The organism is Actinomadura sp. 9N215, from assembly GCF_044326345.1.
Classification (GTDB): Bacteria; Actinomycetota; Actinomycetes; order Streptosporangiales; family Streptosporangiaceae; genus Spirillospora.
The window spans coordinates 491,838-513,026 of the sequence record NZ_JBIRBA010000001.1 but is presented as its reverse complement, the minus strand read 5'-3'; the positions used below and the strand labels follow the sequence as shown (position 1 = coordinate 513,026).

The window sequence follows — 21,189 nt, the reverse complement described above, 5'->3', positions numbered from 1 at the left end:
ACAGCCCGTCCGCTCAGGACTCTGCTCGGGGTGGCGGTCCGGCGATCGGCAGGCCGCTCGCGAACACGCGGATGTACGTCCTGGACGTCCGGCTGGACCCGGTGCCGGTCGGGGTGGCCGGCGAGCTGTTCATAGGCGGCGAGCAGTTGGCCCGCGGCTACGGCCGCCGCCCGGCGCTGACCGCGGCGCGGTTCGTCGCAAACCCGTTCGCCGCCGACGGGACGCGGATGTACCGGACCGGCGACCGCGTCCGGTGGCAGGCCGACGGGCAGCTGGAGTTCCTAGGCCGGGTGGACGACCAGATCAAGATCCGGGGCTTCCGGATCGAGCCGGGCGAGATCGTGGCCGCGCTGGACGCGCACCCGGCGGTCCGGGCGTCCGCGGTGATCGCCTGGGGGGACGACGCGAGCCGCCGGCTGGCCGCCTACCTCGTCCCGGCCGACCACGCCGAAGGCATCCCCCCGGTGGACGAGCTGCGCGCGCATCTGCGCGAGAGCCTGCCCGAATTCATGATCCCCGCGCTCTACACCGAGCTGGCCGCGCTGCCGCTGACCCCGGCCAGGAAGATCGACCGGGCGGCGCTGCCGGCTCCCGACACGGGCCGTCCGGACCTGGACGGCCGGTACACCGCGCCGTCCAGCCCCGCCGAGGAGCTGCTGGCCGGGATCTGGGCCCGCGTGCTGGGCGTGGACCGGGTCGGCGCCGACGACGACTTCTTCCAGCTCGGCGGGCATTCGCTGCTCGCCACGCGGCTGATGTCGCAGGTGCGGGAGGTGTTCGGGGCCGAGCTGCCGCTGGCCGCGCTGTTCGACCATCCGACCGTGCGGGGCCTCGCCGAGGTGATCGAGGGCACGGCGCGGGGCGTGGCGGTCCCGCCGGTGACGGCGGTTTCGCGGGACGAGCCGCTGCCGCTGTCGTTCGGCCAGCAGCGCCTGTGGTTCCTCGACCAGCTGGAGCCGGAGTCGGCCGAGTACGTCGTCCACCTGAGCGTGCGCTGGGACGAGCGTGTCGACGTGGCCGTGCTCGGCGCGGCGCTGGACGCGGTCGTGGCGCGGCACGAGGTGCTGCGGACGCGGCTGGTGGCCGGGTCCGACGGCGTCGCGTACCAGGTCGTCGACCCGCCGGGGCCGGTGCCGCTGCCGGTGGCCGACGTGTCCCAGCTGGCCGATCCGGAGGCGGCGGCGCGGGCGCTGCTCGCGGCGGACGCGTCCACGCCGTTCGACCTGGCGGCGGAGCCGCTGCTGCGCGCCTGCCTGGTCCGGACGGGCCCGGACGGGCACGTGCTGGCGCTGACGATGCACCACGTGGTCTTCGACGAGTGGTCCGAGCGCATTCTGCGGCGGGAGCTGCTGGCGGTGTACGAGGCGTTCCGCGCGGGACGTCCCGACCCGCTGCCGCCGCTGCCGGTGCAGTACGCCGACTTCGCGGCCTGGCAGCGGGCGTGGCTGACCGGGGACGTCCTGGAACAGCAGCTGGGCTACTGGCGGGAGCGGCTGGCCGGGGCGCCGGTGCTGGAGCTGCCCACCGACCGTCCGCAGCCGCCGGTGCGGTCCACCGCGGGCGCGGTCGTGGAGTTCGCCGTGCCCGCCGACGTCACCGAGGCGCTGCGCGAGGTCGCCCGCGAGGGCGGCGCGACGATGTTCATGACGCTGCTGGCGGGATTCTCGGTCCTGCTGGGCGAGTACTGCGGCCAGGACGACATCGTGGTCGGCACCCCGGTGGCGGACCGGACCCGCGCCGAGACCGAGGACCTGATCGGGTTCTTCCTCAACACGCTCGTCCTGCGCGCGGACCTGTCCGGAGACCCGACGTTCGCCGACGTCCTCGCCCGCGTGCGGGAGACCGCGCTCGGCGCGTACGCCCACCAGGACCTGCCGTTCGAGCAGCTCGTCGACGCGCTGGTCACCGACCGGGACCGTTCCCGCACCCCGCTGTTCCGGGTCTTCTTCAGCTATCTCCGCGCGGGCGAGGACGTCGGCCGCCCCCAGCGGGAACCCGCCGTCCCGGACGCCCAGGGCCAGGACGCCCTGGACGCGGACGCGCCGGCCCGCCCCCTCACCCTCGCCGACCTCGACCTCACCCTCAGCGATTCCGGCGAGGGCGGCCTGACCGGCTTCATCCAGTACAGCACCGCCCTGTTCGACAAGGCGACGATCGAGCGGATGTCGGCGCATCTGGCCACGGCGCTGCGGGCCTTCACCGACCCCCGCCGCCGGATAGGCGGACTCGACCTGCTGTCCGGGGCCGAGCGCCGTGAGCTCCACGCCTGGGGGACGGGCGCGTCGCCGAAGCCGGACGCGGTACCCGGTGCGGGCTCCTCGGTCCTGGCGATGATCCAGGAGCAGGCGCGGCAGCGTCCTGACGCGGTAGCGGTGGCGGAGGGCGGACGCCAGCTCACCTACGGCGAGCTGAACGCGCGCTCGAACCAGCTGGCGCGGCATCTGCAAGCGCGCGGCATAGGCCGTGAGGACGTGGTCGGCGTCTGCCTGCCGCGCAGCCCCGGCCTGATGGTGGCCCTGCTCGGAGTGCTCAAGGCAGGCGCCGCCTACCTCCCCCTGGACGCCGACCACCCCGGCCAGCGCATGCAGTACATGCTGGAAGCCGCCGACGCCGCGCTGGTGGTCACCCAAAGCGGGCTGGTGGACCGGCTCGAATCCGCCGCCGCGCCGCGGCTGCTGATCGACGACGACCAGGCCGCGATCGACGCCCGATCGGACGACGACCTGCCGCCCCAGGCCGGGCCGGGGAACCTCGCGTACGTCATCTTCACCTCGGGCTCGACCGGACGTCCCAACGGCGTCCTCATCCACCACGCCGCCATGAGCGTGCGGCTGGCCGAGCTGGGCCGCCAGTACGAGGTCACTCCGGCGGACCACTCCTTGCAGTTCGCCTCCATCACCTTCGACGCGACGGTGGACCAGCTGTTCACGGTCCTCATGTACGGCGGGCGGCTGGTACTGCGCGGCGCCGAGCTCTGGTCGCCCGAGCGGGTGCTGCGGGAGATCCGGGCCGAGCGGGTCACGATGGTGGAGATGACCCCCGCGGTCTGGGAACTGGCCATCACCGACCTACTGGCCTCAGACCGTCCGGCGGGCGACGGCCCGACGGGCGTCGGTCAGGCGGGCGACGGGCTCGGGCCGGACTTCCGGCTCCTGAACCTGGGCGGCGAGGCGATCCCCGCCGGGGTGCTGGCGCGCTGGTTCGAGCGGACCACGGTCCCCGTGCTCAACACCTACGGGCCCACGGAGGCGACCATCACGGCCGTCGCCTGGCTGATGCGGGAGGCGGTCTCGCCCGTGCCGATCGGGCTGCCGGTCGCCGGGACGACGGTGTACGTGCTGGACGCGCGGCTGCGCCCCGTCCCCGTCGGGGTGCCGGGGGAGCTGTTCATCAGCGGCCCCGGGGTGGCCCGCGGGTACGGCGGACGTCCGGCGCTGACGGCGCGGCGGTTCGTCGCCGACCCGTTCGCCGCCGACGGCTCGCGGATGTACCGCACCGGCGACCGGGTCCGCTGGAGCGCCGCTGGCCGGATGGAGTTCCTGGGCCGCGCCGACGACCAGGTCAAGATCCGCGGGGTGCGGATCGAGCCGGGGGAGATCGAGGCGGCGCTGTCCGCGCACCCCGGCGTCCAGGTCGCCGTGGTCGCCACGTTCGGGGAGGCGGCGCAGGTGCGGCTGGTCGCCTATGTGGTGCCCGCCGACCCGGCCGCGGGCATCCCCGCCCACGGCGAACTGCGCGACCACCTCCGCCAGAGCCTGCCGGACTCCATGATCCCGTCGGTGTTCGTCGAGCTGGCCGGTCTGCCCCTGACCCCCAGCAACAAGATCGACCGCGCCGCGCTGCCGGCGCCCGACACCGCCCGCACCGACCTGGACGGCGCGTTCGCCGCGCCATCGACGCCCACCGAGGAACTCCTCGCCGAGATCTGGACCGAGGTCCTGCGCGTGGAGCGGGTCGGGGCCGACGACGACTTCTTCGAGCTCGGCGGCCACTCGCTGCTGGCCACCCAGGTGATCTCCCGCGTCCGCGACGCGTTCGGGACCGAGGTGCCCCTCGCGGCCCTGTTCGACGAGCCGACCGTGCGCGACCTCGCCCGGGCGGTCGAAGAGCAGATCTTGGACGAGATCGAGCACATGTCAGAGGACGAGGTGCTCCAGGCATTGAGCAGTTATGGACAGGATGCACGGCCCGGCGAGGATGGTACTTCCTGATGACTATTTCTCCTTCAGATTTCGTTAAGGACCTCGAAGACCAGGGTGTGCACCTCAGCCTTCTCGACGGACGGCTCCGCGTCTCCGCGCCGCGAAATGTGCTGACCGACGACCTTCGGCAACGGCTCCAGGAATGGCGCGACGACATCGTCGAATTGCTGGGAGCCCGGCAGGGCGCGTCCGTGCGGCCCGTCCAGCCCGTTCCGCCGATCACCCCGGCGGACCGCGGGGAACGGCTTCCGCTTTCGTTCGCGCAGCAGCGGCTCTGGTTCCTCGACCAGCTCGACCCCGGATCGGCCGAATACAACGTGCCGATGCACGTCCAGCTGGGCCCCGACATCGACGTGCCCGCGCTCAACGCGGCGCTGAGCACCGTCGTGGCGCGGCACGAGGTCCTCCGGACCCGGCTGCCCGCCGGGCAGGACGGCACCGCCACCCAGGTGATCGACCCGCCGCGGCCGGTGCCGCTGCCGGTGGTGGACGTGTCCGAGGCGCCCGCCCCGGCGGCGGTGGCACGGGACCTGGTGGCGGCCGAGGCCGCCGCGCCGTTCGACCTGGCCTCCGGCCCCGTGATCCGCGCCTGTCTGATCCGGCTGGGCACGCCCGGGCACGTGCTCGCGGTCTCCATGCACCACGTGGCCTCGGACGAATGGTCCGGACGGATCTTCCACGACGAGCTGTCCGCCCTCTACCAGGCGTTCCAGGCCGGAGAACCGGACCCGCTGCCGCCGCTCGGCGTGCAGTACGCCGACTTCGCGGTCTGGCAGCGGTCCTGGCTGTCCGGGGACGTCCTGGAAGCCGAGCTGGACTACTGGCGGGACACCCTGGACGGGGCGCCGGCCCTGGAACTGCCCACCGACCGGCCCCGCACACCGGACTCGTCCGGCGCGGGGGCGTCCGCCGAGTTCCGCGTCCCCGCGCCCGTCGCGGACCGGCTGCGGGAGATCTCCCGGCAGAACGGCGCGTCGATGTTCATGACGCTGCTCGCGGCGTTCGACGTCGTGCTGAGCCGGTACTGCGGCCAGGACGACATCGTGGTCGGCGCGCCTGTCGCCAACCGGGGCCGGGCCGAGACCGAGGACCTGATCGGGTTCTTCGTCAACACGCTCGTCCTGCGCGCCGACCTGTCCGGGAACCCGACCTTCGCCGAACTGCTGGGCCGCGTCCGGGACATGGCGCTGGGCGCCTACGAGCACCAGGACGTGCCCTTCGAGCGGCTCGTCGACGCCCTCGTCACCGAACGCGACCGCTCCCGGGCCCCGCTGTTCCAGGTCCTGTTCAACTACGACCCCGCTGTCACGGACCAGGGCCTCGCCGAACCGAACGGCGACCCCGACGAGCCGGACCTCTCACTCGACGTCGCGCCGCCGGTGCGGTTCGACCTCGTCCTGGGACTCGGGGAACTCCGCGCCAGCGGCGAACTGGTCGGCAGGATCGACTACCGGACGTCGCTGTTCGACACGTCCACGATGGAGCGGATGGCGGGCCACCTCGTCACCGCGATGACCGCCATCGCCGAGGACGCGGGACGGCCGATCAGCGACCTGCCCGTCCTGTCCGAGGCCGAGCGCGGGGAACTGCTGGAGTCCGGCGACGGCCCCCTCGTGCCGGTACCCGGCGCGAACGGCGTCCACGAACTGATCGCGGAGCAGGCCACGTCCACCCCGGACGCGGTCGCGGTGGTGTGCGACGACGTGTCGTTGACGTACGCCGGGTTGTGGGAGCGGGCGGGTCGCTTGGCGGGACGCCTGCGTGCAGCGGGCGTGGGCCCGGAGTCGGTGGTCGGCCTGTGCCTGGACCGCGGGACCGACATGGCGGTCGCCGCGGTCGGCGTCTGGCGCGCCGGTGCGGCATTCGTGCCGCTGGACCCCGGCTATCCGGCAGAGCGGTTGACATGGATGCTGTCCGACAGCGGCGCGCGGGTGCTGGTGGGTCACCGCGCGGTCGCCGCAGACCTCGCCGCAGACGCGGACTCCGTGGTGTGGCTGGACGACCCGCAGACGCGGACGGATTTGGCGGCTGGGCCGCCGCCGGAGCCGGTCGCGGTGGGTCGGGATGGTTTGGCGTATGTGATGTACACCTCGGGGTCGACGGGGACTCCGAAGGGTGTGCAGGTGCCGCACGGCGGTGTGGTGGCGTTGGCGGTGGCGCAGCAGCGGTTGTTCGGTGTTGCTGCGGGGGATCGGGTGTTGGGGTTCGCCTCGTTCAGTTTCGACGCCTCCGTCTGGGAGCTGGTCATGGCGCTGTCCTCGGGCGGCGCGCTGGTGGTCGCCCCAACCCAGGACCGTGCCGAGCCGCAACGCGTGGCCGACCTGGCCGCCGCAGGCGGGGTGACCATCGCGACCCTCCCGCCCTCTCTCCTGCAAGCGCTGGGAACGGGCGAGCTGCCTGGTGTGGGCACGCTGGTCACCGCGGGCGAGCGGCTGGACGAGGGCTTGGCCACGAGCTGGTCTGAGGGTCGGCGTTTGTTCAACGCCTACGGCCCGACCGAGACAACGGTCTGCGCCTCAGCCGGACAATGCCTGCCCGGGGACGGGGCGCCGATCGGGGAGCCGATAGCCAACACTGCGGTGTACGTGCTGGACCAGTCCTTGGGCCTGATGCCCATCGGCGTCGCAGGAGAACTGTTCGTGGGTGGCGCGCAGGTAGCGCGCGGTTATGGCGGCCGTTCCGCGTTGACGGCCGAGCGGTTCATCCCGGACCCGTTCGCCGCTGACGGGTCGCGGATGTATCGCACCGGGGACCGCGTCCGCTGGCGCGCCGATGGGCGGCTGGAGTTCTTGGGTCGGGCCGACGATCAGGTCAAGGTCCGCGGGTTCCGGGTCGAGCCGGGTGAGGTGGAGGCGGTGCTGGCCGCGCACCCGCAGGTCCGCGCTGCTGTGGTGACCGCTTGGGGTGCGGGGTCGGCGGCGCGGCTGGCCGCCTACCTGGTGCCCGCCGACCTGGCAGAGGGCATTCCGGCGGCTGAGGTGTTGCGCGAGTTCGCGTCCCGGCATCTGCCGGAGTACATGGTTCCGGCGGTGTTCACCGAGTTGGCGGGGCTGCCGGTGACGCCGGCGGGGAAGGTGGATCGGGCGGCGTTGCCGGTTCCGGATGTGGCGCGGCCGGAGTTGGGGACGGCGTATGTCGCGCCGAGCACGGCTACCGAGGAATTGCTGGCGGGGGTGTGGGCGGAGCTGCTTGGTTTGGAGCGGGTGGGGGTTGCGGACAATTTCTTTGCGTTGGGTGGGCATTCGTTGTTGGCGACGCAGGTGATGTCGCGGGTGCGGGAGGTGTTGGGGGCTGAGGTGGCGTTGGCGGCGTTGTTTGATGCGCCGTCGGTGCGTGGTCTGGCTGCGGTGATTGATGGGGTGCGGCCGGGTGTGGTGGCGCCGCCGGTGGGTCCGGTGCCGCGGGATCAGCAATTGCCGTTGTCGTTTGCGCAGCAGCGGTTGTGGTTCCTGGACCAACTCGAACCCGACTCCACCGAATACGTCATCCCGTCCGTGATGCCGCTGGGCGAGGACCTGGACGTGTCCGCGCTGGAGGCGGCACTCGGCGCGATCACGGCCCGGCACGAGGTGCTGCGCACCCGGCTGGTGACCGGTCCTGACGGGGAGGGTCACCAGGTCATCGACCCGCCACGGGCGTTCCCGCTGCCGGTGGCGGACGTGTCGTCGGCGGCGGATCCCGTCGCGCTGGCGCGGGACCTGCTGGCGGCGGACGCCGCTACGCCCTTCGATCTGGCGGCCGGGCCGCTGATCCGGGCCTGCCTGATCCGGATGGGAGAGGCCGGGCACGTGCTGGCGCTCTCCGTGCACCACGTGGCGTTCGACGAATGGTCCGACCGGATTCTCTGGCGTGAGCTGGCGGCGCTGTACGAGGCGTTCCGGGCGGGAGAGCCGAATCCGCTGCCGCCGCTCGCGTTGCAGTACGCCGACTTCGCCGCCTGGCAGCGCGCATGGCTGACCGGCGACGTCCTCGACCAGCAACTCGGCTACTGGCGGGACCAACTCGCCGAAGCGCCGGTGCTGGAGTTGCCCACCGACCGGGCTCGTCCTCCGATCCGGTCCAATGCGGGTGCGGCGACCTCGTTCACCATTCCCGAGCCGGTCGCGGACGGCCTGCGCGACGTGGCCCGGCAAAACGGCGCGACGATGTTCATGACACTGCTGGCCGGGTTCTCGGTGCTCCTGGGCCGGTACGCCGACACCGACGACGTCGTCGTCGGGTCGCCGGTCGCGAACCGGAACCACGCCCAGGTGGAGGACCTGATCGGGTTCTTCGTCAACACGCTGGTGATGCGGTCCGACCTGTCCGGCGACCCGACGTTCACCGACGTGATAGGCCGGGTCCGGCGGACGGCGCTGGACGCGTACGCCCACCAGGACGTGCCGTTCCAGCAACTGGTGGACGCGCTCGTCACCGACCGCGACCGGTCCCGCACCCCGCTCTTCCAGGTGCTCTTCAGCTACGGCTTCCAGCAGCCCGACGAGCGTGACGCAGGCCCGGACGGGACGGCCCCGGCACCCGACCCGCTGGGCGGCGCGTTCCCGGTGAAGTTCGACCTGGCGTTGACGTTGGGCGACGCGGGCGGTGCGGTCGCCGGGCGCGTCGACTACAGCACGGCCCTGTTCGACGCGGCCACCGTGGACCGTCTCGTGGGGCACCTTCAGACGGTCCTGGGGACGGTCGCGGCCGACCCGGACCGGGCGCTGTCGCGGCTGCCGGTGCTGACGTCCGCCGAGCGGGATCAGCTGGTGCGGCGCTGGAACGAGACGGCGGGGCCGGTGCCCGCGGTGAGCGGCGCGGCCGAGCTGGTGGCGGCGTGGGCGACGGAGCGCCCGGACGCCCCGGCGGTGGTGAGCGGCCGGAAGTGGCTGACCTACGCCGGACTGATGGACCGCGCGGGCAGGCTGGCCCAGCACCTGCGCGGGCTGGGCGTGGGCCCGGAGTCGGTGGTGGGGATCTGCCTGCCGCGGGACGCGGACATGGTCCCGGCGCTGCTGGCGGTGTGGCTGTCCGGCGGCGCGTACCTCCCACTGGATCCGGAGTATCCGGCGGACCGCCTGGAGTACATGCTCGCCGACTCCGGCGCGGTCGCGCTGGTGGCCGACCGGCGGGCGGCGGGTGACCTGGCCGCGTCGGCCGGGCAGGGCCTGCCCACGGTGTGGCTGGACGACCCGGCCACGCGCGCGGCACTGGACGACCTGTCACCGCTCCCGCCGGAACCGGTAGTCGTCGACCCGGACCAGCTCGCCTACGTGATCTACACGTCGGGATCGACGGGCGCCCCGAAGGGCGTCCAGGTGCCCCACGCGGGCGTGGTGAACATGGTGGCGGGGATCGGGCCGGTCCTCGGCGTGGCCCCGGGGACCAGGGTCCTGCAATTCGCCTCGTTCAGCTTCGACGCGGCCGTCCTGGACGTGGCGGTCACGCTCGGACGCGGCGGCACGCTCGTCGTGGCGGCCGGAGCGGAGCGGGCCGAGCCCGCCCGCCTCGCGGGGATGGTGACGGAGCTGGGGGCGGAGGCGACCAGCGTGGTGCCGTCGCTCCTGGAGGTGCTGGACCCGCGGCGCGTCCCCGGGCTGGGCACCGTCCTGTCGGGCGCGGAGCGGCTGACCGGGACGATGGCGCGCGCCTGGGCGGACGGCGGCCGGCGGCTGGTCAACACCTACGGCCCGACCGAGGCGACGGTGATGGTGACCACCGGCACGGTCGACGCGCCGGAACGGCTGGACGAGGCGGGCCCGCCGATCGGGGCGGCCACCGTCAACACGCGCCTGTTCGTGCTGGACCGCTGGCTCAACCCGGTGCCGGTAGGCGTGGCCGGGGAACTGTACATCGGCGGGGCGCAGCTGGCCCGCGGCTATGCGGGCCGTCCGGCGCTGACCGCGGAACGCTTCGTCGCCGACCCGTTCAGCGACGACGGGTCGCGGCTGTACCGGACCGGAGACCGCGTGCGCCGCCGCACGGACGGCCAGCTGGAGTTCGTCGGCCGCGCCGACGACCAGGTTAAGGTGCGCGGGTTCCGGGTGGAGCTCGGCGAAGTCGAGGCGGTGCTGGCCGCCCACCAGGACGTCCGGGCCGCGGTGGCGACGGTCGACGGGCAGGGCGCCGCCGCGAGGCTCGTGGCGTACCTCGTCCCGGCCGACCCGCAGGCGGGGATCCCGCCGACCCCCGCGCTGCGGGCGTTCGCGCGCGGACGGCTGCCAGAGTTCATGGTGCCGCAGGTGTTCACCGAGCTCGCGGCCCTGCCGCTCACCCCGACGGGCAAGCTGGACCGCGCCGCGCTGCCCGACCCGGGACAAGGGGACGCCGAGCCCGACGGCTGGCTGCCCCCGGTCGGCCCGGTGCAGGAACTGCTGGCCGGGATCTGGGCGCAGGTCCTGGGGACGTCCCGGGTCGGCGCCGGCGACAACTTCTTCGAGCTGGGCGGGCACTCGCTGCTCGCGACCCAGGTCATCTCGCGGGTGCGGGAGGTGTTCGGAGCCGAGCTGGCCCTGGCGGCCCTGTTCGACCATCCGACGCTGGCAGGCCTGGCCGCGGCGATCGAGGCCGCCGCCGGAGGGCCGGCCGCCCCGCCCATCGTCCCCGTCCCCCGGGACCGGCCGCTGCCGCTGTCGTTCGCGCAGCAGCGCCTGTGGTTCCTGCACGAGATGGACCCGGACGAGGTGATGTACAACGTCCCGTCACCGATCTGGCTGGGCACCGGCGTCGACGTGCGCGCGGCCGGTGCGGCGCTCGCGGCCGTCGTCGCACGGCACGAAGTCCTGCGGACCCGGCTGGTCGCCGGGCCGGACGGGGTCGCCCACCAGGTCATCGACCCGCCGCGGCCGGTGCCGCTGCCGGTGGTGGACCTGTCCGGCCTGCCCGACCCGGTCGCCGCCCTGCACCAGCTGATCGTGCAGGACGCCGTCACCCCGTTCGACCTGGCCGCCGGACCCCTCATCCGCGTGTGCCTGGCCCGGCTGGGCGGGGACGAGCACGCGCTGGTGCTGTCGATGCACCACGTGGTCTCCGACGAATGGTCGGGACGGATCTTCGGCAGCGAGATGGCGGCCCTGTACGAGGCGTTCCGGGCCGGTGAGCCCGACCCGCTGCCGCCGCTCGCGGTGCAGTACGCCGACTTCGCCGTCTGGCAGCGTTCCTGGCTGGCCGGAGAGGTCCTGGACGGCCAACTGGCGTATTGGCGGGAGCAACTGGCCGACGCGCCGGTGCTGGAGCTGCCCACCGACCGTCCGCGGCCGCCGATCGCGTCCAGCGCGGGCGCCTCGACGCTCGTGCGCATCCCCGCCGACGTGGCGGACGGGCTGCGGGCGGTGGCCCGCGAGTCCGGCGCGACGATGTTCATGACGCTGCTCGCCGCGTTCGACGTGGTGCTGGGCCGGTACGCCGACTCCGACGACGTGGTCGTCGGGTCCCCGGTCGCGGGCCGCACGCAGGCCGAGACCGAGGACCTGATCGGCTTCTTCGTCAACACCCTGGTGATGCGCACCAGCCTGGCAGGAGAGCCGACCTTCGCCGAGCTGCTGGCCCGGGTCCGGGACACCACCCTGGACGGCTACGCCCACCAGGACCTGCCCTTCGAGCAGATCGTCGACGCCCTCGTCACCGAGCGCGACCGCTCCCGTTCCCCCCTGTTCCAGGTCTGGTTCTACTACGCCGCCGGAGAGGCGGGCCGCCGGGTCGACGAGGACGACGCGCCGGAGGCGGGGCTGCTGGCCGGGGCGCCGCTGATGAAGTTCGACCTGGCGCTCCTGCTCGGCGGCTCCGACGCCGAGGTGACGGGCGAGCTCCAGTACAGCACCGCGTTGTTCGACGCGGAGACGATCGACCGGATGGCGGGGCACCTGTCGGTCGTCCTGGAGGCGATCGCGGCCGACGCGAACCAGAGGGTCGCGGACCTGCCCATCCTGACCGCCGCCGAGCGGACGCAGGTGGTGGCGAGCGGCGACGGCGCACGCGTGCCGCTGCCGCCGGTGAACAGCGCGCCCGAGCTGATCGCGGCGCAGGTCAGGTCTGCCCCGGACGCGGTCGCGGTGGTGTGCGACGACGTGTCGGTGACGTACGCGTCGCTGTGGGAGCGGGCGGGACGCCTCGCCGGACGGCTGCGCGCGGCGGGCGCGGGCCCGGAGACGGTGGTCGGCCTGTGCCTGGACCGCGGGATCGACATGGTCACGGCGGTACTGGGCGCATGGCGCGCCGGCGCGGCCTACGTGCCGCTGGACCCGGGATATCCGGCGGAGCGGCTGGCCTACATGCTGTCCGACAGCGGCGCGCGAGTGCTGGTGGGCCACCGCGCGGTCGCCGCCGACCTCGCCGCGAACGCGGACTCCGTGGTGTGGCTGGACGAGCCGCAGACACGCGCGGAGCTGGCGGCTGGGCCGCCGCCGGAGCCGGTGGCGGTGGATCAGGCCGGTCTGGCGTACGTGATCTACACCTCGGGTTCGACCGGCACTCCCAAGGGCGTGCAGGTGCCGCACGGCGGCGTGGTGGCGTTGGCGGTAGCGCAGCAGCGCTTGTTCGGGGTGTCTCCGGGAGATCGGGTGCTGGGGTTCGCGTCGTTCAGCTTCGACGCTTCCGTCTGGGAGCTGGTCATGGCGCTGTCCTCGGGCGGCGCGCTGGTGGTGGCCTCGACCCAGGACCGTGCCGAGCCCGAGCGCGTGGCTGCTCTTGCGGCTGCGGCCGGAGTGAGCGTGGCGACGGTACCGCCGTCGCTGCTGCAAGCGCTGGGAACGAGCGAACTGCCCGCTGTAGGAACGCTGGTGACCGCAGGCGAGCGCCTCGACGAAGGCTTGGCCGCGACCTGGTCTGAGGGTCGGCGTTTGTTCAACGCCTACGGCCCGACCGAGACAACAGTGTGCGCCTCGGCCGGACAATGCCTCCCCGGAGATGGGGCGCCGATCGGCGAACCGATCGCCAACACCACGGTGTACGTCCTGGATCAATCCCTGGGCCTGGTCCCGATCGGCGTCACAGGAGAACTCTTCGTCGGCGGCGCGCAAATAGCGCGCGGCTACGGCGGACGCCCCGCCCTCACGGCCGAGCGGTTCATCCCTGACCCGTTCGCCGCCGACGGGTCGCGCATGTATCGCACCGGAGACCGGGTCCGGTGGCGCGCGGACGGGCGGCTGGAGTTCTTGAGCCGGGCCGACGACCAGGTCAAGGTCCGCGGGTTCCGGATCGAGCCGGGCGAGGTGGAGGCGGTGCTGGCCGCGCACCCGCACGTGCGTGCCGCCGTCGTCACCGCCTGGGGCGACGGCGCGGCGGCGCGGCTCGCGGCGTACCTGGTGCCCGCCGATCCGGCCGATGGCATCCCGGCGGCCGACGCGCTCCGCGAGTTCGCCGCCCGGCGTCTGCCCGACTACATGGTTCCCGCGGTGTTCACCGAGCTGGCGGCCCTGCCGCTCACCCCGGCGGGCAAGGTCGACCGGGCCGCGCTGCCGGTCCCGGAGCCGAGCCGCCAGGACCAGGACGCCGACGTGCCCGCTCCGTCCGGAGTGACGGAAGAACTGCTCGCGGGAATCTGGACCGAACTGCTCGGCCTGGACCGGGTCGGGGCCGAGGACAACTTCTTCGCCCTCGGCGGGCACTCGCTGCTGGCCACCCAGATGATGTCCCGGGTACGCGAGGTGTTCGGGGTCGAGCTGCCCCTGGCCGCGCTGTTCGACCACTGGACGGTGCGGAGCCTGGCGGGCGTCATCGAGGAGACCGCACGGGGCCTGGTGGTCCCGCCGGTGACGGTCGTTCCTCGGGACCAGCCGCTGCCGCTGTCGTTCGCGCAGCAGCGCCTTTGGTTCCTGGACCAGCTCCAGCCCGGATCGGTGGAGTACGTCCTGACGTCGCCGGTGCTTCTTGGGCAGGACGTGGACGTGGCCGCGCTGGCTGCGGCGTTGGCCGCCGTGGTGGCGCGGCACGAGGTGTTGCGGACCCGGCTCGTCGCGGGCGAGGACGGCGTCGCGCACCAGGTGATCGATCCGCCTGCGGCTGTTCCGCTGCCGGTGGTGGACATCTCGGGTGTCGCCGAACCGCTGCGGATCGCCGGGGACCTGGTGACGTCGGACATCGCCGCTCCGTTCGATCTGGCCGCCGGACCGCTGGTCCGGGCGGTGCTGATCCGGATGGGCGAGGCCGGGCACGTCCTGGCGCTGACCATGCATCACGTCGTCTTCGACGACTGGTCGACCCAGGTGCTTCGCCGGGACCTGCTGGCCTTGTACGAGGCGTCGCTGGCCGGGCAGCCGGACCCGCTGCCGCCCCTCCCGGTGCAGTACGCCGACTTCGCCGCCTGGCAACGTTCGTGGCTGACCGGCGACGTCCTCGACCAGCAACTCGGTTACTGGCGGGACCAACTCGCCGGGACGCCGGTGCTGGAGTTGCCCACCGACCGTCCGCGGCCTCCTGTTAGGTCCAACGCCGGTGCGATCGTCGGGTTCACCGTCCCCGAATCGGTGGCGGACGGCCTGCGCGAGATCTCGCGTGACAGCGGCGCGACGATGTTCATGACGCTGCTGGCCGGGTTCTCGGTGCTGCTGGGCCGGTACTGCGACACCGAAGACGTCGTGGTCGGATCCCCGGTCGCGAACCGGAACCGGGCCGAGACCGAGGACCTGATCGGGTTCTTCGTCAACATGCTGGTGATGCGGTCCGACCTGTCCGGGGACCCGACGTTCGCCGAGGTCGTGAACCGGGTCCGGGAAACGGCGCTGGGCGCCTACGCGCACCAGGACCTCCCGTTCGAGCAGCTGGTAGACGCGCTGGTCACCGAACGAGACCGTTCCCGCACCCCGCTTTTCCAGGTGCTCTTCGACTACTTCGGCGATGAAGGCCCGCGCGACGAGGCCGAGGACGGCGAGCAGGTCGGAGGCCTCGCCAAGTTCGATCTGCGTCTGATCGTGGGCGACGGCGGCTCCGGCCCGCTGACGGGGATGATCGAGTACGCCACGGCGCTGTTCGACCGGACGACGGTCGAGCGGATGGCCGCGCACCTGAGCACCGTCCTGGCCGCCGTGGCCGCCGATGCGACTCGTCCACTGTCCGGGGTCCCGCTGCTCACCGCCGACGAGCGCACCCGGTTGGAAGCCGCCGGGACCGGCCCGTCCGAGGTGTGGCCTGCGGACGGCCCGGCTGAGCTTTTCCTGGCCCAGGCGTCGGCACATCCGGACGCGGTCGCGGTGGTGTCCGGTGAGCAGTCGCTGACCTATGCCGGGCTGGCCGCCCGCGCGAGCCGTCTGGCGCATTATCTGCGCGGCGTCGGCGTAGGCCCCGAGACCATCGTCGGCCTGTGCCTGCCGCGCGGGACGGACATGGTGACCTCGGTGCTGGCGGTATGGCTGGCCGGTGGCGCCTACCTCCCACTGGACCCCGACTACCCGCCGGAACGCCTGGGGTTCATGCTGTCCGACAGCCGCGTCGCGGTCCTGCTGGGCACGGTGGAGCTGGTCGAGGATCTTCCGGTGCGACGCGTCCAGACCGTTGGCCTGGACGACCCGATGGTCGTCGCGACCGTGGCCGCATCACCCGCCGACCCGCCGTCGCCAACGGCGCACCCGGACGGTCTGGCGTATGTGATCTACACGTCCGGGTCGACGGGTCGGCCGAAGGGTGTGCAGGTCACCCGCGGCGGTCTGGTCAACTACGTGAGCTGGGCCGCTGATGCCTACGGGCTGTCTGCGGGTGGTCCGGGTGCGGTGCTGCATTCGTCGTTGTCGTTCGACTTGACGGTGACCAGCCTGGTGGCGCCGCTGGTGACCGGGACACCGATCGTGATCAGCGAAGGCGGCGACCCCGAGGACCTGGTCGAGGTGGCCCGCAGTGCGGGCGGGTTCGGGCTGGTCAAGGTCGTCCCCGGACACCTGCCACTCCTCCGGGAACTGATGCCTCCGCACGAGATCGCGCAACTCGCTCGGCATCTGGTGGTCGGTGGTGAGGCGCTGCCCGGGCCGTATGTGGCCGATTGGCTCGCGGACGCACCGAACTCGGTGGTGGTGAATGAGTACGGCCCGACCGAGACCGTGGTCGGGGTCAGCGTGCACGCCCTCACCGCCGGACAGAACGTGCCCGGTCAGGTTCCGATCGGACGTCCGATCGCCAACACCCGCCTGTACGTCCTGGACGCATCGATGGGCCTGGTCCCCACCGGAATGGCCGGGGAGTTGTTCATCGGTGGCGACGGGGTGGCTCGCGGGTATGCGGGACGTCCGGCGCTGACCGCGGAGCGGTTCGTGGCCGACCCGTTCGCGGGCGACGGGTCGCGGCTCTACAAGACCGGTGACCGGGCCCGCTGGGCCGCGTCCGGCGAACTGGAATTCCTCGGCCGTGCTGATGACCAGGTGAAGGTTCGCGGGTACCGGATCGAGCCGGGTGAGGTCGAATCCGCGCTGGCCGCGCACCCGAGGATCCAGTCGGCGGTGGTGGCGGCTTCCGGAGACGGCGGCGCGGCCCGGCTGGCGGCCTACGCGGTGCCCGCCGATCAGGGGAGTGGTCTGCCTCCGGCCGGTGAGCTGCGGGAGTATCTGCGGAACCGGCTGCCGGACTTCATGATCCCGTCGGTGTTCACCGAGCTGGCGGCGCTGCCGCTGACCCCCAACGGCAAGGTCGACCGGGCCGCTCTCCCGGACCCCGACACCGCCCGTCCCGAAGTCGGGCGGTTCGTCGCGCCGCGCACCGAGACGGAGCGGATCCTGGCCGAGGCGTTCGGTTGGGCCCTCGGCGTGGATCGCGTGGGTGCGGACGACAACTTCTTCGAGCTCGGCGGCGATTCGATCATCGGCATCCAGGTCGTGGCACGCGCTCGCGGACTGGGCGTCGGTGTGTCGGTGGCGCAGCTGTTCGACCACCAGACGGTCGCCTCACTCGCCACTGTCGCGGCCGACGACGTGGTCGTGGGCGAACAGGGCGCGGTGGAGGGCGAACAGGCGCTCACGCCGATGCAGAAATGGTTCTTCGACCTGGAGCTCCCGGAGCCGTCCCATTTCAACCAGTCGGTGCTGCTGGAGGCGGCGTCGCCGGTCGACATGGAGGCGTTGCGGGGAGCGGTGGCGCGGGTGCTGGCGCACCATGACGGTCTGCGTTCGCGGTTCGAGCAGGTGGACGGCGTCTGGCAGTCCCGGGTGACCGGAGTCGACGACGCGTCCGCCGAGCAAGCGATCTGGGTGGCGGGCCCGCGCCCCACCGACCTCGACGACGAAGAAGAGTGGCTGACCCGAGAGGCCGACGCCGCCCAGGCGTCGCTGGACCTTTCAGCGGGCCCGTTGATGCGGGTCGTGGTGTTCGACCGTGGCGACGAGCCGTGGCTGGTCCTGGTCGTGGCACATCACCTGGTCGTGGACACGGTGTCCTGGCCCGTCCTGGCGGGTGATCTCGCGCAGGGGTATGCGCAGGTGCTGGCCGGAGACCCGGTGGAGCTGCCCGCCAAGACGACGTCCTTCGCGGCGTGGTCGTCGTACCTGACGGAACTGGCGGGCTCGGACGAGCTGGCCGAAGAGGCGCCGTACTGGGAGCAGGTCGCGGCCCAGACCCGTCCGGTCCCGCGCGATCGCCCAGACGGCGGCAACGCGGCCGCCGCAGGCCGCGAGGTGCGGGTGTGGCTGGACGCCGAGCAGACGTCGCGTCTCCTGCATGAGGTCCCGGCGGCGTCCCGCCTGCGGATCGACGAGGTGCTCCTGGCCGCGCTGGGCATGACCCTGGGCCGCTGGCTGGACGGCGACAATCCAGTGGTGGTGGACGTGGAAAGCCACGGCCGCCACGAAGAAGGCCCCGGAATAGACCTCTCCCGGACGGTGGGCTGGTTCACCAGCCTGTACCCGGTCGCGCTCCCCGGCGGAGCAGACCCGGGCGCAGCGCTGGCGGCGACCAAGGAGACGCTCCGGCAGCTACCCCGCCACGGACTGGGCTACGGCCTGCTGCGCTACCTGTCGGACTGGCGGCCGTCCGCGTCCGCCGAGATCAGCTTCAACTACCTCGGCCAGGCCACCCCCAACAAGTCGGCCGACAACAACACCGCCAACGCCAACGGCGGCGAAGCAGGGTTGCGGCCGGTCGGGCGAGGGCTGGGACGGGAGCAGTCGGATCTGGGCGACCGGTCGCATGTGATCGGGATCAGCGGCCAGGTCGTCGACGGCCGTCTGGCCCTGGGCTGGAACTACAGCGGCGAGTTGCACGACGTGGCGACGATCAGTGAGCTGGCGCACCGGTACGTCGAGGTGCTCGGCGAGCTGATCGACCACTGCTGCCGTCCGGAGTCCGGCGGCTACACGCCGTCGGACTTCCCGCTGGCCAGGCTCGACCAGTCCGCCCTCGACCGCGTCCAGAGCCGGGTCGGCCAGGACGTCGAGAACATCTACCCGCTCACCGGGTTGCAGCAGGGCATGCTGTTCCACTCCCGGCTGGCTCCCGGGACGGGGATGTACTGGGTGCGGATCGGGCTGCCGTTGCAGGGCGACCTGGACATCCCGTCCCTGCGCCGCGCCTGGGACCTGGTCTTCGACCGGCATGAGGTGCTGCGCACCGGAGTGGTGTGGGAGCAGGTGCCGGTGCCGCTTGCCGTGGTGTCGCGGTCGGTGCCGCTGCCCTGGCGGACGATCGACCTGTCGGATCTCGACGAGGACGCGCAGCAGCGGGCGATCGACGACCATCTGGCCGCCGACGAGGCGGCGGGCGCCGACTTCGGAGCGCCGTCGCTGGCGCGGATCACGATGGTGCACCTCGGCCAACAGCGGCATCAGCTGCTGTGGAGCTACCACCACCTCCTTCTCGACGGCTGGAGCGCCCCCGCCGTGATCGGCGAGGTCGTCCAGGCCTACGAGGAACTGGTGGCGGGACGGCACCCGGCGCTGCCCGACCGGCGGCCGTTCCGTGACTTCGTCGCCTGGCTGGACGGCCAGGAGCAGGACGAGGCCGAGCGGTACTGGCGAGAGCAGCTGGAAGGGTTCACCGAGCCCACCTCGCTGGGCGTCGAGCACGCGACTGGCCTGACCGGCCGCGACATGGTCTGGGCCCCCCTCCCAGGGGACACGTCTGCCCAGGTGGTGGAGTTCGCGCGGCGGCACCGGCTGACCGTCAACACCGTCCTGCAAGGGGCGTGGGCGGTGCTGACCTCCCGCTACGCCGGGACCGACGACGTGGTGTTCGGAGTGGCGTCGTCCGGGCGCAGCGGCCAGCTCGACGGCATCGAGGACATGGTCGGGCTGCTGATGAACACCACCCCGGCCCGCATCAAGGTCGACGACGTTCGGCAGACCGCCGCCTGGCTGGCCGAGATACAGGCCGTCCAGGCGCGGGGCCGCCGGTTCGAGCACACCACGCTGACCGGCATCCAGGCTGCCAGCGAGATCCCGGCCGGGCGGTCCCTGTTCGACGTCGTGTTCGCGTTCGAGAACTACCCCCTCCCGGCCGGAGCCGGAGCCGGAGCCGAGGACGAGGGCGAGGACGGGCCGGAGGAGGACGGCCTCCGCTACGGCGACGTCTCCCACGGCCACCAGCGGCTGAACTACCCGCTGGTCGTGGTCGCCGGGACGTCACCGGGGCTGGAGGTCGGATTCAGCTACGACCTGTCCCGGTTCGACGCGGGGACGATCGGCCGGTTGGGGACGCATCTGGCCACCGTCCTGGCGGGCATCGCGGGCGACGGTGAGGGCGCGGTCGGCGACATATCGCTGCTGTCGGCGGGCGAACGCGCCGAGCTCCTGGGATGGGCCTCGGACGCTGCGGCGGCGGAGCTGATGCCGGAAGCCGGCGGCGTGCCCGAGCTGCTCGTCGAGCACGCGAAGCGGTCCCCGGACACGGTCGCGGTCGTGTACGGCGAGGCCCATCTGACCTATGGCGATCTGGTGAAGCGGGCGTCGCGGTTGGCGCATCACCTGCGTGCGCTGGGGGTCGGCCGGGAGTCGGTCGTCGGCGTCTGCGCGGGCCGCGGCGCGGAGCTCGTGGTGGCGGTCACCGGAGTGTGGCTGGCCGGGGCGGCGTTCGTGCCCCTGGACCCGGAGTACCCGGCGGACCGGCTGGAGTTCATGCTGTCCGACAGCGGCGCCCAGGTGCTGGTCGGAGACAGGACGGCGGCCAGTGCACTCGACGGTGTCCTGACCGGCGGCGTCCACGCGGTGTGGCTGGACGACGCCGAAGTGCGCGCCGAGCTGGACACGCTGCCCGCCGTCCCGCCGGAACGGGCGAGGGTGGAGCCAGGTCAGCTGGCGTACGTGATCTACACCTCCGGGTCGACGGGCGTGCCGAAGGGCGTGCAGCTGGCCCACGGGGGACTGCTGAACCTCGCGGCGGGACTGTGGCCGCTGCTGGGCGAGGACCCGCGCGGACTGCTGGCGGCGCCGTTCAGCTTCGACGCGGCGGTGTGGGAACTGGTGATCGCGCTGGCGGGCGGCGGGACGCTGGTCGTCGCGTCGGCCGGCGACCGCGCCGAGCCGGCCGCGCTGGCGGGCCTGACGCGGTCGGCGGGCGTCTCGGTGGCGTTCATGGTGCCGTCGCTGCTGCGCGTCCTGGAGCCGGACGATCTGGCCGGGCTGGGCACGTTGCTCACGGGCGCGGAGCGGGTGGAGGCGGAGCTGGCGTCGGCGTGGCGCGGCGCCGGGCACCGGCTGCTGAACGCCTACGGTCCGACGGAGGCCACGGTGGTGGCCAGCATCGCGACGGTGGAGCAGGACGGCGGAGCACCGCCGATCGGACGTCCGGTCCCCAACGCCCGGGTCTACGTGGTCGACAAGTCACTGGACCTGGTGCCGCTCGGGGTGGCGGGGGAGCTGCTGGTGGGCGGCGCCGGGGTGGCGCGCGGCTACGCCGGCCGTCCGGACCTGACCGCGGACAGGTTCGTCGCCGACCCGTTCGCCGCCGACGGGTCCCGGGTCTACCGGACCGGCGACCGGGCGCGGTGGCGCGCCGACGGGCAGCTGGAGTTCCTCGGACGGGTGGACGAGCAGGTCAAGGTCCGCGGATACCGGATCGAGCCCGCGGAGATCGAGGCCGTGCTGGCCGCGCACCCGGACGT

General features: G+C 72.9%; 2 protein-coding genes (both running past the window's edge). Both read left to right on the top strand.

Annotated features, from left to right (window positions below):
- Positions 1-4,211, top strand: partial view of an amino acid adenylation domain-containing protein gene (locus ACH34T_RS02180; RefSeq protein WP_395990197.1) — the 3' portion only. 2,362 nt of this gene lie to the left of the window's left edge; only the last 4,211 of its 6,573 coding nucleotides appear in the window; its start codon lies off the left edge, out of view; the stop codon is at positions 4,209-4,211.
- Positions 4,211-21,189, top strand: partial view of a non-ribosomal peptide synthase/polyketide synthase gene (locus ACH34T_RS02175; protein ID WP_395990196.1) — the 5' portion only. It continues 14,197 nt past the right edge of the window; 16,979 of the gene's 31,176 nt are visible here — the first part of the coding sequence; it begins with the start codon at positions 4,211-4,213; its stop codon lies beyond the right edge, outside the window. The genes ACH34T_RS02180 and ACH34T_RS02175 overlap by 1 nt, the downstream gene beginning before the upstream one ends.